The sequence below is a fragment of the Streptomyces sp. CB02400 genome (assembly GCF_001905725.1).
In the GTDB taxonomy this organism is placed as follows: Bacteria; Actinomycetota; Actinomycetes; order Streptomycetales; family Streptomycetaceae; genus Streptomyces; species Streptomyces atrovirens.
Genome location: NZ_LIWB01000001.1, coordinates 447,820 through 463,718 on the forward strand (window position 1 = coordinate 447,820; position 15,899 = coordinate 463,718).

Here is a 15,899-nt window from a genome sequence, read left to right on the forward strand (position 1 = left end):
GGGGCACCTCGCAGAGTCGAAGCGGAGTCGAACGGGCAGTACGGCCGATCGTTGCGGGCGCGCACCAGAAAGTTTTGGGGACGTTAACAGATCAAGGTCCATTCCCACAGCCATGCGTACCGGATCCGTCGCCGTCGCGACCCCTCGAATTTCCGGCATGCACCACCCATTGACACCGCTTACCGCTGCTCATAGGTTGCCGCGAAGTTACCGGTAAGGGCCCGAAACTTTCGGCTCCGCGCCCTGCATACGGGAGGCCCGAGCAATGAGCACCTCCACCACGTCGGCTCCACCGCCGGGCACGCAGGACCCGCCGCCGACGAAGAAACCCCCACGTCGCACGCGCTCACCCGCACGCACCGGCTGGCGGCGCGCACTGCGCAAGGACTGGCAGTTGTACTCGCTGGCCGTGCTGCCGCTGCTGTTCTTCCTGGTGTTCCGCTATCTGCCGATGATCGGCAACGTGATCGCGTTCCGCCGGTTCGAGCCGGGCGGTTCGGTCTTCGGCGAGTACTGGGTGGGACTGCGCTACGTCGAGATGTTCCTGTCCGACCCGACCTTCTGGCAGGTGTTCAGGAACACCCTGTGGATGGGCGGGCTCACGCTCGTCTTCTGCTTCCCGATCCCGATCGTCCTCGCCCTGCTGCTCAACGAGGTGCGCAGGAACTCCCTGAAGCGCTTCGTGCAGTCGGTGTCGTACCTGCCGCACTTCCTGTCGATCGTGATCGTCGCCGGCATCACGCTGCAGATGCTCGCCACGGACGGTCCGATCAACCATGTCCTCGGCTGGTTCGGGCACGACCCGATCCGGTTCATCCAGGAACCCGACTGGTTCCGCACCATCTACGTCGGCTCGGAGATCTGGCAGACCGCCGGCTGGGGCACGATCCTCTACCTCGCCGCGCTCACCACCATCGACGAGGACCTGTACGAGGCCGCCCGCATCGACGGCGCCAACCGCTGGCAGCAGATCTGGCACGTCACCCTGCCCGGCATCCGCCCCACCATGATCACGCTGCTGATCCTCAACATCGGCACGTTCATGGCCGTCGGCTTCGAGAAGGTCCTGTTGCTCTACAACCCGCTGACATATCCGACCGCCGACGTGATCTCCACCTACCTCTACCGGACCGGTGTGGAGTCCAACAGCTTCAGCTACGCCGCCGCGATCGGCCTGTTCGAGGCGATCATCGGCCTGGTGCTCATCACCTCGGCCAACCAGCTCTCGCGCCGCACCGTGGGGACGAGCCTGTGGTGAGCGTCAACCGGCCGACCCGCGGCTACCGCGTCTTCCAGGGCGTCAACGGCGTGATCCTCACGCTGGTCGTGCTGGTGACGCTGTACCCCTTCGTCAACATCATCGCCCGCTCGTTCAGCGGGGAGCAGCACATCCGCACCGGTGAGGTGACACTGTGGCCCAAGGGCTTCAACCTCACCACGTACGAGATCGTCTTCAACGACTCGATGTTCTGGCGCAACTACGGCAACACCGTCTTCTACACGGTGGTCTCCACCGCCGTCGCGATGGTGCTGACCACCTGCTACGCCTACGTCCTGTCGAAGAAGAACCTCAAGGGGCGCGGCACCCTGGTCGGGATCGCCGTCTTCACCATGTTCTTCACCGGCGGCCTGATCCCCAACTACGTCCTGATCACCAGCCTCGGCCTGAAGAACAGCGTGTGGGCGATCGCCCTGCCGAACGCGATCAGCGTCTTCAACCTGCTGGTGATGAAGGCCTTCTTCGAGAGCCTGCCGTCGGAGCTGGAGGAGGCCGCGCAGATCGACGGCCTCAGTACGTACGGCATCCTGCTGCGGATCGTGCTGCCGCTGTCGAAGGCGGTCGTCGCGACCATGATCCTCTTCTACGCGGTGTCCTTCTGGAACTCCTGGTTCTCGGCGTTCCTCTACATGGACCGCACCGAGTTGATGCCGGTCACGGTCTATCTGCGCAACCTCCTCGCGGGCGCCACCGCGGGCACCGGCGCCGGCGCCGCGACCGAGAACCTCACCCAGGTCAACGCGAACATCCAGGCGGTCACGATCGTGCTCACCTCGCTGCCGATCCTCTGCCTGTACCCGTTCGTCCAGCGCTACTTCGTCTCGGGCGTGATGCTCGGCGCGGTCAAGGGCTGACCAGCGCACCACCCCCTTTCCCCCAACTCGCGAACGTGTCAAGGGAGTTCCCCGTGAAGAACACCGGACAGCTTTCCCGGCGCCAGCTCCTCGGCGCCGCCGGATTCATCGGCCTCGCCGCCCTCACCGGCTGTGGCAGCGGCGGTGACGGCGGCGACGACGCCAAGGACCTGTCGAAGAAGCGCGACGGCGCCATGAGGGACTACCAGGCAGGCCAGCAGTTCAAGGCCACCAAGCCGCTCTCCTTCACCATCCTGCACAACAACAACCCGAACTACCCGATGAAGGGCGACTGGCTGTTCTGGAAGGAGCTCACCCGGCGCACGGGCGTCACCTTCAAGGCCACCCCCGTCCCGCTGAGCGACTACGAGAAGAAGCGCAGCCTGCTCATCGGCGCGGGCGACGCCCCCCTCCTCATCCCCAAGACCTACCCGGGCGCGGAGAGCGCGTTCGTCTCCTCGGGCGCGATCCTCCCGGTCAGCAAGTACGTGGACCTGATGCCCAACTTCCGGGACAAGGTGAAGAGATGGAACCTCCAGCCGGAGGTCGACTCACTGCGCCAGTCCGACGGCAACTACTACCTGCTGCCCGGACTGCACGAGAAGGTGAAGCAGGGCTACTCGCTGTCCTTCCGCACCGACATCCTGGACAAGCACGGCCTGAGCCTGCCCACCACCTGGGACGAGGTGTACCAGACCTTCAAGGCGCTCAAGGAGGAGTACCCCGACCTCTACCCCTTCACCGACCGCTGGAGCACCAACACCCCCTTCCCCGCCGGCGCCCTGTTCCAGTACCTCGGCCAGGCGTACGGCGTGCGGGCCGGCTGGTCGTACCTGAACACCAGCTGGGACGCCAAGGCTCAGAAGTTCGCCTTCACCGGCGCCACGGACGCCTTCCGCCAGGTCGTCGAATACCTGCACAAGCTGGTCGACGAGAAGCTGATGGACCCCGAGAGCTTCACCCAGACCGACGAGGAGGCGTTCAGGAAGATCCTGGCGGAGAAGTCCTTCGCGATCAGCGCCAACCCGCAGGAACTGGTGCAGAACTACCGCTACAACCTGGAGAAGCAGGTCAAGGGCGCCACCATCGAGATGATCCCGGTGCCGATCGGCCCCGCCGGCCCGGTCGTCCTGGGCGGTGCCCGCCTGGAGAACGGCATGATGATCTCCAGCAAGGCCCTGGAGGGCGACGACTTCGTCGCCCTGATGCAGTTCGTGGACTGGCTCTGGTACTCCGACGCCGGCCAGGAGTTCTGCAAGTGGGGCGTGGAGAACACCACCTTCACCCGCTCGGGACCCGGACAGTACGAGCTCAGGCCCGGCATCAGCCTCATGGGCTCCGACCCGGACGCCCCGAAGGACCTCCAGAAGGACTTCGGCTTCTACAACGGCGTGTTCACCTACGGCGGCAGCTGGGCCCTGGTCTCCTCCTCCTTCAGCCCCGACGAGAAGAAGTTCACCGACGCCATGGCCCGGCGTGAGCCGCTGCCCACCGACCCGCCGCACCCGCTGCGCGCCGAGGAGCAGGAGCAGGCCACCCTCTGGGACACCCCGCTGAAGGACCACGTCACCCAGAACGCCCTCCAGTTCGTCCTCGGCAAGCGCCCGCTCTCCGAGTGGGACGACTACGTCAAGGAACTGAAGGCCAAGAACATGGACCGGTTCATCGACCTGCACAACCAGGCCTACGAACGGTTCAAGAAGGAGAACGCGTGATCCGCGTCCCCGACGCGCCGAACGGCCGGCTGTCCGACGCCTGGCGGGCCTGTGTCGGCACCGGCCGCCTCGACCTCGCCCTGCGCCGCGACTACCAGGACTCCCTCGCCCTGCTCCAGCGCGACATCGGCTTCCGGTACCTGCGCGGCCACGGCCTGCTCAGCGACGGCCTGGGCATCCACCGTCCGTACGAGTGGCAGGGCGCCCGCCGCACCCACCACTCGTTCACCTACCTCGACCAGGTGCTCGACGCCTGCCTCGGCCTCGGCATCCGCCCCTTCCTCGAACTCGGCTTCATGCCGAGCGCCCTGGCCTCGGGGGAGAAGACGGTCTTCTGGTGGAAGGGCAACGTCACCCCGCCCGCCGACGAGAAGGAGTGGACGGACCTGGTCCGCGCCACCCTCGCCCACCTCGTCGACCGCTACGGCGCAGACGAGGTGCGCACCTGGCCCGTCGAGGTGTGGAACGAGCCCAACCTGACCGCCTTCTGGCTGAACGCCGACGAGCAGGCCTACCACCGGCTGTACGAGGCGACCGCGCACGCCGTGAAGGAGGTGGACGCCGAACTGAAGGTGGGCGGCCCGGCGGTCTCGCCCGGCGCCGACGGCTGGATGGAGCGGTTCGCCGAGTTCGCCGAACGCCGGGACGTGCCCGTCGACTTCGTCTCCCGGCACGCCTACAGCTCCGGACCCGCCCAGCACGTCCCGTTCGGCGTCCACCAGACACTGGCCCCGGCGAGCGACCTCCTCGACCAGTTCGCCGAGCCACGCCGGTCCCTCGAGGGCACCCGGCTGGAGGGCCTGCCCGTCCACATCACCGAGTTCAGCTCCTCCTACCGCCCCGACAACCCCGTCCACGACACCGCCTTCCACGCCGCCTACCTGGCCCCGGTCGTGACGGCCGGCGGCGACCACGCCGACTCCTTCTCCTACTGGACGTTCAGCGACGTCTTCGAGGAGACCGGCATCCCGACCGCGCTCTTCCACGGCGGCTTCGGCCTGCTCACCCACCGCCAACTGCGCAAACCCACCTACCACCTCTACGCCTTCATGTCCCGCACGGGGGAGGAGCGACTGGCGCGGGACGACGACCACTTGGTGACCCGGCACGCCGACGGCCGGGTCACCGTCCTCGCCTGGGCCCCCGTCGACCCGACGGGGCGGACACCCGGCCCGGACCGGCACACCCTGCGCCTGTCCCTGCCGCTCGGCACCGCCCCGCGCGGCGAGGCGTTCGTCCGCCGCTCCTCGGTCGACGAGGAGCGCGGCAACGCGTACACCGCCTGGCGGCACATGGGCAGCCCCCGCTCCCCGGAGCCCGGACAGCTCGACGTCCTGCACGAGGCGTCCGAGCCCGCCCGCGCCCACCACCGGCTGCCCATCGAGGACGGCCGCGCCGACCTCGACCTCACCCTGGCCCGCCACGAGATCACCCTCGTCGAGCTGACCCCGGTCGACGACGAGACCCCGCCCTGGTGGGACGAGCGGCGGCTGCTCGGCCGGGAGGTGCCGTGAGCACCGTACGGGCCGACGCGTTCGGCACCGGGACGCTGTCCCGGGCCGCCGCGCTGATCCACACGCTCGTCACCGTCGAGGCCCTGCTGCTGCTCACCGCGGCGCCGGGCCTCGCCGGCCTCTTCCTCCTCGCACCCGACCCCGCCAACCTCCCCCTCGCCGCCCTCTGCCTGCTGCCCCTGGGCCCGGCCTCCTCCGCCGCCCTCTACGCCCTGCACCACCGCAGCCGCGACCTCACCGACCTCCACCCGGCCCGCGCCTTCCTGCGCGGCTGGCGGCTCAACGCCGTATCCGTGCTGAAGCTGTGGGCACCGCTCCTCGCCTGGCTCACGGTGATCGCCTTCACCCTCACCCACTTCTCCGCCACCGGACTCCCCGGCTGGTGGGCGGCGCTCCTCGCGCTGATCGGCACGGGCTCCCTCCTGTGGGGCGCGCACGCCCTGGTCCTCACCACCCTGTTCACCTTCCGCACCCGCGACACCGCCCGCCTCGCCGCCTACTTCCTGCTGCGACACCCCCGCGCCACCCTCGGCACCCTCTCGCTGCTGATCCTCACGGCCGTCGGCACCGCCCTGCTCACCGAGGCCCTGCCCGCCCTGCTCGCCGCCCCCCTGCTGCTGTCCCTGCTGCACAGCAGCCGCCCGGTGATCGCCGAGACCCAGGAGGACTTCACCGCATGACCCCGCCCCGCACCCCGAAGATCCCCTACGGCGGCGACTACAACCCCGAGCAGTGGCCCGAGGAGGTGTGGGACGAGGACCACCACCTGTTCACCCAGGCCGGGATCGACACACTCACCGTCGGCGTCTTCTCCTGGTCCCTCACCCAACCCGCCGAGGAAACCTACGACTTCACCGTCCTGGACCGCATCCTCGACCGCGCCGCCGCCGAGGGCCGCCGGGTCTGCCTCGCCACCGGCACCGCCGCCCTCCCGCCCTGGCTGGCGAAGCGCCACCCGGAGGTCAACCGCACCGACTTCGAGGGCCGCCGCCACCGCTACGGCCAGCGCCACAACTTCTGCCCCAGCTCACCGGCGTACAAGCGCGCCGCCACCGCCCTGGCCGGCCGCCTCGCCGAACGGTACGCGGGACATCCCGCCGTACTCGCCTGGCACATCAACAACGAGTACGGCGGCGCCTGTTACTGCGACCTGTGCGCCGACGCCTTCCGCGCCAGGCTGCGCGAGCGCCACGGCACCCTGGACGCCCTCAACGACGCCTGGTGGACGACGTTCTGGTCGCACCGCTACACCGACTGGGACCAGATCGAGCCGCCCAGCGCCCTCACCGAGCACTGGCGCGGCCCCGACCACACCGCCTTCCAGGGCATCACCCTGGACTACCACCGCTTCACCACGGACGCCCTGCTCGGCTGCTTCCTCGCCGAGAAGGAGGCGATCCGCGCCCATGACCCGGACACGCCCGTCACCACCAACTTCATGGGCATGTTCCGCCCCCTCGACTACCACCGCTGGGCGCCCCACCTCGACTTCGCCTCCTGGGACAGCTACCCGCCCCTGGACGCCCCGCCCACCGTCGCCGCCCTCGCCCACGACCTGATGCGCGGCCTCAAGGACGGCGCCCCCTTCTGGCTGATGGAGCAGACCCCGTCCACCACCGCCTGCCGCGACGTCAACCCGCTGCGCCGCCCCGGCGAACTGCGCCTGGCCACGTACCAGGCCATCGCCCACGGCGCGGACGCCGCGCTCTACTTCCAGATGCGCGCCTCACGCGGCGCCTGCGAGAAGTACCACGGCGCGGTCATCGGCCACGCCGGCCGCGACGACACCCGCGTCTTCCGGGAGGTCGCCGAGGTGGGAGAGGAGCTGGAAACCCTGGGCGGCGCGACGCTCGGCGCCCGCACCCCCGCCCGCACCGCCCTCCTCTTCGACTGGGACAGCTGGTGGGCCCTGGAGATGTCCGACGGCCCCTCCCGGCTGGTCCGCTACCAGGAGGTGGCGCACGCCTACTACCGGGCCGCCCGCCAGGCCGGCGCCGACGTGGACGTCGTCCCGGTCACCGCCGACCTCACCCCGTACGACGTGGTCCTCGCCCCCGTGCTGCACATGGTCAAGGACGGCCTGGCGGCCCGCCTGGAGGCCGTCACCGCACGCGGCGGGACCGTGCTGGCGACGTTCCTCTCCGGCCGCGTCGACGAGCACGACCGGGCCTTCCTCACCGACGTGCCCGGACCGCTCGCCCCGCTGATGGGCATCCGGATCGACGAATGGGACGCACGCCAGGAGGACGTCGTGAACCCCGTCCACCTGGGCGACCTCACCGCCGGCGCCCGCCTGGTCTTCGAGATCGTGCGGCCGCGCGGCGCCGAACCGGTCGGCACGTACGGCGCCGACTTCTACGCCGGGACCCCGGCCGTCACCCGCCACCGCGTCGGCGAGGGCGAGGCGTGGTACGTCGCCACGGCCCTCGACCAGCCGGGCGTCGACCACGTGCTCCGCCGGATCCTCGCCCGCCACGACCTCGTCGGCCCCTACGCCGACCACACCGCCGTCGAGACCGCGACCCGCGTCGCCCCCGACGGCACCCGCCTGCTCTTCCTCCTCAACCACGCACCGGAACCGGCCCGCTTGACGGCCCACACCCCCGCCGTCGACCTGCTCACCGGCAAACGCACCGAGCGGGACGAGCCGTTCACCCTCGACCCGCTCGGCGTGGCGGTCCTGCGCCTTCAGTAGACGGTCCGCCCTTGCTCGTCCGGCACCCCGGACTTGCGCAGGAAGTAGCTGTTGACCTGGTCGCGCCACTCACGGGCGCTGCGCAGCTGCTCCTCGAACCGCTCGGCCACGCGCGCATGACGTGCCGGTTCCACCAGGTCCGCGAGGCCCGCCCACACCCGGCGGGCCTCTTCGGCCTCCTCGACACCCTCGAAGTGCGTGTCGTAGACGTGCTGGATCACGGTCTTGCCGCTGTGCAGCACATGGCCGTACGGCACATGGTGGAAGAACAGCAGCAGCTCGTCGGGGCAGGTCTCCGGTGACTCGTACACCTCGGCCCACGGCTTGGCGTACTGACCGGCGTACCCGGTGCCGGTCGCCGTGGTGCGGTCCACGCCGACGCCGTCACGGTCGGCGAAGTGGTAGGTGCCCCAGGGGCTGTACTCGTAGCCGTCCACGCTCGGCCCGTAGTGGTGCCCCGGCTGCACCATGAAGCCCACACCGAGCGGCGCGGTGTACTTCTCGTACGTCGACCAGGAGCCGTCGAGCACCGAGTGCAGCCCGTCGACCAGCCGCTCCTCCGCCCCCGGATGGGTCAGCGCGATCCACTCGCCGAGGACGGCCCGCGGATCCGCCGCCGGGTCCCAGGCCAGCCGCCCGAAGGTGTAGAGGTTGGCCTGGGCGAGGGGATGACCGGTCCAGAACGGGTCGTCGCCGGCGTTCGACACGGCCACCAGCCCGTCCGCCAGCCGCCCGGTGCTCACCTCACCGTCCGGCCGGAACCGCAGCGCCTCGCTCCACATCGGACCCAGCCAGCACGCGTGCCGCTGCTGTCCCGTGTACTCCTGCGTGACCTGGAGCTCCACCGCGATCCGCGTGTCCGGCATGGCGCCGATCAGCGGGGAGACCGGCTCGCGCACCTGGAAGTCCATCGGCCCGTGCTTGACCTGGAGCACCGCGTTCGCCGCGAACTCCCCGTCCAGCGGGGTGAAATGGTCGTACGCGGCCCGCGCCCGGTCGGTGCTCCGGTCCCGCCAGTCCTGGTGGTGGTCGTAGACGAAGGCCCGCCAGTGCACCGTGCCGCCGTACGGCTCCAGCGCGGCGGCCAGCATGTTCGCGCCGTCGGCGTGCGAGCGGCCGTACGCGAACGGGCCGGGCTGGCCCTCCGAGTCGGCCTTCACGACGTACCCGCCGAAGTCGCCGATCTCCTCGTACACCCGGCGGGTCGCCTCCGTCCACCAGCCGCGCACCGCCTCGTCCAGCGGGTCGGCGGCGGGCAGCCCGCCCAGCACCATCGGCGCGGCGAAGGTGACCGACAGGTGGGTGCGGATGCCGTACGGACGCAACGCATCGGCGATCGCCGCCACTTCACCGATCCGGTCGGTGAGCAGACGCGCCTCGGTCGCGTGCACATTGACGTTGTTGACGGCGACGGCGTTGATCCCGCACGCCGCGAGCAGCCTGCCGTACGCCCGCACCCGGTCGAGGTCCCCGCGCGCCCGCCCGTCCGCCCAGAACAGCGAACCGCCCGCGTAGCCGCGCTCGACCTGGCCCATGACCGGGTGCACGGCCACGTTGTCCCAGTGGTCCAGCATGCGCGAGGCGTACGCCGGGCGGTGCTCCTCGCGGGCACGCTCACCGGCGAAGGCGTCCTCTCCGAGCCGTACGACGTGGAACAGGCCGTACAGCAGCCCGCGTCCGCCGGACGCGGTGACGGTCGTGGTGCCGTCCCGTCGCGTGAGCGCGAAACCCTCGTCGCCGAGATCACCGTCGGCCAGTTCGAGCACCAGCTCGGCGTCCTCGCCGCCGTCCCGCACGACCCGCCCGCCGAACCGCGCGCAGGCGTCGGCCAGTTCGCCGTACACCGTCTCCACCAGAGGCCCGGCGTCGGCGGCGCGTACCAGCGAACGCCGACTGCCGACCGCCCGGAACGCGGCCGACGGCAGCCAGGCCGCGTCGAAGTCCCCCGAGTACGTCATGTCCGTGCTCTCCCCTTGCCATTGGAAGCGCCGCCCGGAGAGCACCGGGGGCGGTCCCCATTCTGGTGCACCAGTGACCTGAGAGGTACCCGTTGGCCTGCGGAAATCCATGGAGAAGGCGGGCCCGGACAAGGTCCGGACCCGCCATGTGAGCGGAGGTCGGCTCAGCTCAGCAGTTCCACCTCCGTCAGCGTCGCCTCACCGGTCAGCACCAGCCGGTAGTGGCCGTAGGCCTTCGGCCGGTCGACCGAGAAGGCGCGTGTCTGGCGGTCCCAGCGGAAGGTCTCGTCCGTCCGCTGGTCGAGGTCCGTCCACGTCGTGCCGTCGGCCGAGCCCTGGAGCACCCAGCCCGTGGGTGCCTTGGTGCGGTCCGAGGACGTCAGCGTGTACTGCACCGCCTCGGTGTCCCCGGTGACGGGCAGTTCCACGGTGGACACCGTGGCGCCGGTCGCCGACGTGTCGTCGAACAGGGCGCCCTCGCCCTTCAGCGCGTCCTTGCGGGGCGTGGGCACCTCGTCGTCCTTCGTGATCGACACGGGCGCCGCGTTCTCGCCCGTGCCCCACGACGACGGACGCGAGCCCATGTCGAACTCCAGGACGCCGCCCTTCGAGATCACCGAGTGCGGCAGCGAAGTGGAGTTCCAGCGCTTGCCGTTGACCTTCAGGCCCTGCACGTAGACGTTCCGCGCGCTGTTCCTCGGCGCCTTGACGACCAGCTCGCGGCCGTTCTCCAGGTGCACGGTGACCTTCTTGAACAGCGGGGAGCCGATGGCGTACTCGCCGCTGCCCATCACCAGCGGGTAGAAGCCGAGCGAGGAGAAGAGGTACCAGGCCGACTGCTCGCCGTTGTCCTCGTCGCCGTGGTAGCCCTGGCCGATCTCGCTGCCGGTGTAGAGGCGGGACAGCACCTCGCGCACGTTCTTCTGCGTCTTCCAGGGCTGCCCGGCCGCGTCGTACATGTACAGGGCGTGGTGGGCGACCTGGTTGGAGTGGCCGTACATGCCCATCCGGACGTCCCGCGCCTCGGTCATCTCGTGGATGACACCGCCGTAGGACCCCTTGAACTCGGGGGAGGCCGTCTCGGGGGTGGAGAGGTACTCGTCGAGCTTGTCGCCGAGGCCGTCCCGGCCGCCGTACAGGTTGGCCAGGCCGCGGCTGTCCTGCGGGGCGGTGAAGGCGTAGCCCCAGCCGTTGGTCTCGGTGTAGTCGTGACCCCACACGCGCGGGTCGTACTTCGAGGACTCGACCCGCCAGTCGCCCTCGGCGTTCCTGCCCTGGAAGAAGCCGGCCTCGGAGTCGAACATGTTGACGTAGTCCTGGGCACGGTTCAGGAAGTACGCCGACTCCTCCTCGTAGCGCTTCTCGCCCGTCTTCTCGTAGAGCGCCTCGCCCATCTTCGCGATGCCGTAGTCGTTGAGGTAGCCCTCCAGCGCCCACGACAGGCCCTCGTGGGTGTCGGTGCTGGTGTAGCCGAGGAACGGCGAGGTGGCCATGCCCTTGCGGCCCACACCGGAGGACGGCGGCACGACGGTGGCGTTCTTCACCGCCGCGTCGTACGCGGCCTCCGCGTCGAAGTCGACGCCCTTGACGTACGCGTCCGCGAACGCGACGTCCGAGGAGGTGCCGGTCATCAGGTCGGCGTAGCCGGGGGAGGACCAGCGCGAGGTCCAGCCGCCGTCCTTGTAGTGCTGCACGAACCCGTCGACCAGCTCACCGGCCTTGGACGGGGTCAGGAAGGAGTACGCGGGCCAGGTGGTCCGGTAGGTGTCCCAGAAGCCGTTGTTGACGTACACCTTGCCGTCGACGATCTTCGCGCCGGTGTGCGTCGGGGTGTCGGCCGCCTCCATCTTCGAGAACGGGGACGCGTACTTGTACTTCCCGTCGACCTTCTCGTGGCCCGCGTTCGGGTACAGGTACAGCCGGTAGAGGCTGGAGTAGAGCGTGGTCAGCTGGTCCGGGGTGGCGCCCTCGACCTCGACCTTGCCGAGGATCCTGTCCCACTGCTTCCGGGCGTCGCGCTTGACCTTGTCGAAGGAGGTGCGCTCGCCGATCTCCTGGCGCAGGTTGTCCTTCGCCTGGTCGACGCTGATCAGGGAGGTGGCCAGGCGCAGCGTGACCGTGCGGTCCTTGCCGGCGTCGAAGCGCAGATAGCCCTTGACGCCACTGGCGTCGCCCTCGGTGACCTTCTTGTCGAACTCGCCGTAGACGAACAGCCGGGTCGCGCCCGTCGACAGCCCGGACTTGACGTCCGAGTAGCCGGTGAAGGTGCCGTTCTCCTCGTCGAGGGTCAGGCCGGCCTGGTCGGTGACGTTGTCGAACAGCACGCTCGCGTCGTCGCCGGGGAAGGTGAAGCGCATCGCCGCCGCGTGGTCGGTCGGCGCCAGCTCGGCCTTCAGGCCGTTCTCGAACCGCACCCCGTAGTAGTACGGCCGCGCGGTCTCGTTCTCGTGCCGGAACGCCAGCTCGCGCTCCTCACGGCCGGTGTCCGGGGTGCCGGAGGCGGCCGACGGCATCACCTGGAAGGTCTGCCGGTCGCCCATCCAGGGGCTCGGCTCGTGGCTCGCGCTGAACGCCTGGATCGTCGGCAGGTTGTCCGCGTTGTTGCCGCGCGCGTAGTCGTACAGCCAGCTCAGCGAACCGGCGTTGGTGACCGGGGTCCAGAAGTTGAACCCGTGCGGCACGGCCGTCGCGGGGAAGTTGTTGCCGCGCGAGAAGCCGCCGCTGGAGTTGGTGCCCCGGGTCGTCACCGCGTAGTCGGAGAGATGGGCCTTCGGCCGCTCGGGCTTCACCGGCTTCAGCGCCACGTCGTCGAGCCAGCCGCGGAACTTGGTCTCGCCCTCGGGGGAGTCGTACGCCACCAGGATGCGGTCGACGGTCTTGCCGGCGGCCACCGAGCCGATCCGGGAGACCACGTTGTTCCACTGGTTGACGTAGAGGATCTTCGACGCGCCCTGCCCCTGCGGGGTGAGCGGGAAGCCGTGCTGATCGGTGGCGCGCAGGTCGCTCAGGTGGGTGCCGTCGGTGAAGGCGAGGTCGACGGAGACGTTGGTGGAGTCGTAGTCGAGGTCGCCGTCCGCCATCGAGGGGAAGATCCGGTACGACAGTTCGGTGTTCCGGTCGACCCTCGTGTTGACGTCGAACACCTTGTTGTACGAGTACGCCCGCCCGTCGGTGGTGTGCCGGCCGGCGTAGCGCAGGGCGCGCTTCCCGGTGAACCCGGCGCCCGCCTTGGCCGTCGGCGAGCCGGTGGGGCCGCGGTCGACCAGCGAGAGCATGTCCTGCGGAACGGGCGCCTCGTCGTCGCCGGTGGAGAACTGGACGTCGGCGAGCTGGACTATGCCGCCGCTGCCGTTCCTGGTGATCTCCAGCCGGAAGTGCCGGTACTCGGCGACGGCGGAGGCGTCGATGTCGTAGATCTTGGTCTGGAAGCGTTCCGCGAACGTCTCGCCCGACCGGGTGTCGAGGGTCTTCCAGTCCTCGCCGTCGGTGGAGCCCTTGAGGGTCCAGTCCCTCGGGTCGCGTTCGGCGGCGTCGTTGGCGGACGTGAGGGCGTAACGGACCGCCTTGACGGGGGCGTCCAGGTCGAACTCCACCCAGCCGGTGGACTCGAAGGCCAGCCACTTGCTGCTCGGCTCGCCGTCGACGAGGTTCTCCTTCACCTCCCCGCCGCCGGTGTTCTCCGCGCTGGCGCGGACGTCCGTGACATGGTCGGTGACATTGCCCGGAATGCCGGAGCTGTAACCGCCGTCCACGCCCGAGGCGCGCTTCTCGCCGCTCCGTGTGGTGTCGACGGTGTTCTGCCAGTCCGGGGCGGGCTCCCCGGACTCGAACGACGACGCGAACTCACGGTCCGCCTTCGGCGGCGCCTGGGGCAGCGCCACCGCGACGCCCTGTGAGCCCGCGGCCAAAGCGAAGGCGGTCGCCGCGACGACCGCCGTTCCCCATCTGTGCCGAACCCTGCTGTGCATGCGTGAGTACCCTCCCTGCGCCGGACAACGTTGTCAATGAGATGCGCAAGGTCTAGTAGTGGGTCAAGTGGCCCGTGGTGTCAAGGGGGTTGAATGCGGCATTCCAGTCCAACGGCAATGATTCTTCCGCCGGGGAACGCGCCGGAGGCCGATATTTCCGCGAGGTCTCAACTCGGAAAAGACCGGAGGTGAACCTTGCATTCGATCTTGATCCATCGGCGGGAAGTGGACTATACCTGTCGGCACTCCGGGGCATCTTCACCGCACCCGACCCTGTACGGCCGCACTTCCTGCACGACCCAGCTTGACCCGAACGCGGTGCCGGGGAGGATCCGGTTCACCGCCTGAGTCCTGGAGAAGGCGAGGACTTGAGCATGGGATCCACTTCCGCCGAGAACAACGGCACCGGTTCCACCGAGAACAACGGCACGTCCGGTGTGGGGCGCCGCGCACTGATCAAGCGGTCCGCCGCGCTCGGCCTGGTTTCCGTACCGGCGATGAGCTTCCTGTCCGCGTGTGCCAGCGGGGGCGGGGAGGACAACTCCGGTGACAACGAGGGCAAGACGTCCGAATCCAACCCGTTCGGCGTCAAGGAAGGCAGCAAACTCGACGTCGTCATCTTCAAGGGCGGTTACGGCGACGACTACGCCAAGGCGTGGGAGGCCGCGTTCGAGAAGGAGTGGGGCGTCACCTCCGTCCACACCGGAACGCAGGAGATCACGGGCAAGCTCCAGCCCCGCTTCAACGCCGGGAACCCGCCGGACATCGTCGACGACTCCGGCGCCCAGCAGATCCCGATCGACGTGCTGCACAAGAACGGCCAGCTCCTCGACCTCGCCGAAGTGCTGGACGCCCCCTCGGTCGACGATCCGGACGTCAAGGTCCGCGACACCCTCATCCCCGGCACGCTCGACGCCGGAATGCAGGAGGGCAAGGTCGTCGCCCTCAACTACATCTACACGGTGTGGGGTCTGTGGTACTCCGGCAAGCTCTTCCAGGAGAAGGGCTGGGAGGCGCCCAAGACCTGGGACGACTTCCTCGCCATCTGCAAGGACGCCAAGGACGGGGGCATCGGCGGCCTCGCCCACCAGGGCAAGTACCCGTACTACATCAACGTCGCCATCATGGACCTGATCGCCAAGAAGGGCGGCCTGGACGCCATGAAGGCGATCGACAACCTCGACCCCAAGGCGTTCGTCGGCTCCGACGCCGCGCAGGAGGCCATCGAGGCGGTCTACGAGGTCGTCGAGAAGGGCTATCTGATGCCCGGTACGAACGGCCTCACCCACAACGAGTCGCAGACCCGCTGGAACCAGTACAAGGCCGCCTTCATCACCAGCGGCTCCTGGCTCGAGAACGAGCAGCTCAAGACGACACCGGACGACTTCGACATGAAGTTCCTGCCGATGCCGCTGCTGCCGGACAGCGCGCTGCCGTTCGAGGCGATCCGGGCCGGCTCCGGTGAGCCCTTCATCATCCCCTCCAAGGCCAAGAACCTCCCCGCGGCCAAGGAGTTCATGCGCAGGATGCTCTCCAAGGAGTGGTCGACCCTGTTCGCCAAGGAGGCGAACTCGCTGACCATCCTCAAGGACGGCGTCGACACGGGCGTCCAGCTCCGGCCGGGCACCCAGTCCACGGTCGAGGCATCCAAGGCGGCCGGCGACAACACCTTCCGTTTCCTGTACACCGAGTGGTACAGCGAGATGGGCACCGCCATCGAGAACGCCTCCAACGAGCTGATGGCCAAGCGCATCCAGCCCAAGGAATGGCTCAAGCGCGCCCAGGCCGCGGTCGACAAGCAGGCCAAGGACCCGGCCTCGAAGCAGAACCGCCGCGACTGATCTCGCTCGACCGACCGCATTCCGGGCCGGGAATCCTCCCGACCGCGCGCACGGCCGGTGAGGATGATCGACCGC

Annotated in this window: 9 protein-coding genes; 7 read left to right on the plus strand and 2 right to left on the minus strand. The window is 69.2% G+C overall.

Annotation, left to right across the window (positions count from 1 at the left end; all coding sequences use genetic code 11):
- Window positions 1-265 precede the first annotated feature (265 nt).
- Genes AMK33_RS01855 through AMK33_RS01880 form a run of 6 tightly spaced genes read left to right on the plus strand, consistent with a single transcriptional unit; the run spans window position 266 to window position 8,057 of the window.
- Complete coding sequence (locus AMK33_RS01855) at window positions 266-1,258, plus strand: ABC transporter permease (protein ID WP_073930883.1); 993 nt, start codon at window positions 266-268, stop codon at window positions 1,256-1,258.
- Window positions 1,252-2,133 carry a carbohydrate ABC transporter permease gene (locus AMK33_RS01860; protein WP_073930884.1) on the plus strand — a complete coding sequence of 294 codons (882 nt, stop codon included), beginning with the start codon at window positions 1,252-1,254 and terminating at the stop codon, window positions 2,131-2,133. The genes AMK33_RS01855 and AMK33_RS01860 overlap by 7 nt, the downstream gene beginning before the upstream one ends.
- 53 nt (window positions 2,134-2,186) lie before the next feature.
- Window positions 2,187-3,848, plus strand: coding sequence for an ABC transporter substrate-binding protein (locus AMK33_RS01865; RefSeq protein ID WP_073930885.1), 1,662 nt, complete (start codon window positions 2,187-2,189; stop codon window positions 3,846-3,848).
- Window positions 3,845-5,362, plus strand: coding sequence for a GH39 family glycosyl hydrolase (locus AMK33_RS01870; protein ID WP_073930886.1), 1,518 nt, complete (start codon window positions 3,845-3,847; stop codon window positions 5,360-5,362). The genes AMK33_RS01865 and AMK33_RS01870 overlap by 4 nt, the downstream gene beginning before the upstream one ends.
- The gene (locus AMK33_RS01875; protein WP_073930887.1) at window positions 5,359-6,042 is read left to right on the plus strand and encodes a hypothetical protein; all 684 of its coding nucleotides are present in this window, start codon (window positions 5,359-5,361) and stop codon (window positions 6,040-6,042) included. Before AMK33_RS01870 ends, AMK33_RS01875 begins: the two co-directional genes overlap by 4 nt.
- Window positions 6,039-8,057: a beta-galactosidase gene (locus AMK33_RS01880; protein WP_073930888.1), complete on the plus strand. Its 2,019-nt coding sequence runs from the start codon at window positions 6,039-6,041 to the stop codon at window positions 8,055-8,057. Before AMK33_RS01875 ends, AMK33_RS01880 begins: the two co-directional genes overlap by 4 nt.
- Here the strand turns inward: AMK33_RS01880 and AMK33_RS01885 are convergent.
- Entirely contained in the window at window positions 8,051-10,015 is a 1,965-nt protein-coding gene (locus AMK33_RS01885; RefSeq protein WP_073930889.1) for an alpha-glucuronidase, read from the minus strand. The genes AMK33_RS01880 and AMK33_RS01885 overlap by 7 nt on opposite strands.
- A gap of 164 nt (window positions 10,016-10,179) precedes the next feature.
- The gene (locus AMK33_RS01890; RefSeq protein ID WP_073930890.1) at window positions 10,180-13,983 is read right to left on the minus strand and encodes a GH92 family glycosyl hydrolase; all 3,804 of its coding nucleotides are present in this window, start codon (window positions 13,981-13,983) and stop codon (window positions 10,180-10,182) included.
- A gap of 374 nt (window positions 13,984-14,357) precedes the next feature.
- On the opposite strand from AMK33_RS01890, the gene ngcE reads away from it, so the two are divergent.
- Complete coding sequence (gene ngcE / locus AMK33_RS01895; RefSeq protein ID WP_073930891.1) at window positions 14,358-15,824, plus strand: N-acetylglucosamine/diacetylchitobiose ABC transporter substrate-binding protein; 1,467 nt, start codon at window positions 14,358-14,360, stop codon at window positions 15,822-15,824.
- The last annotated feature ends 75 nt before the right edge of the window (window positions 15,825-15,899 follow it).

Bases quoted from the DNA above. Each gene is read 5' to 3' on its own strand.
- AMK33_RS01855 (WP_073930883.1), top strand. From the start codon at position 266: ATGAGCACCTCCACCACGTCGGCTCCACCGCCGGGCACGCAGGACCCG.
- AMK33_RS01880 (WP_073930888.1), top strand. From the start codon at position 6,039: ATGACCCCGCCCCGCACCCCGAAGATCCCCTACGGCGGCGACTACAAC.
- AMK33_RS01885 (WP_073930889.1), bottom strand. From the start codon at position 10,015: ATGACGTACTCGGGGGACTTCGACGCGGCCTGGCTGCCGTCGGCCGCG.
- AMK33_RS01890 (WP_073930890.1), bottom strand. From the start codon at position 13,983: ATGCACAGCAGGGTTCGGCACAGATGGGGAACGGCGGTCGTCGCGGCG.
- ngcE (WP_073930891.1), top strand. From the start codon at position 14,358: ATGGGATCCACTTCCGCCGAGAACAACGGCACCGGTTCCACCGAGAAC.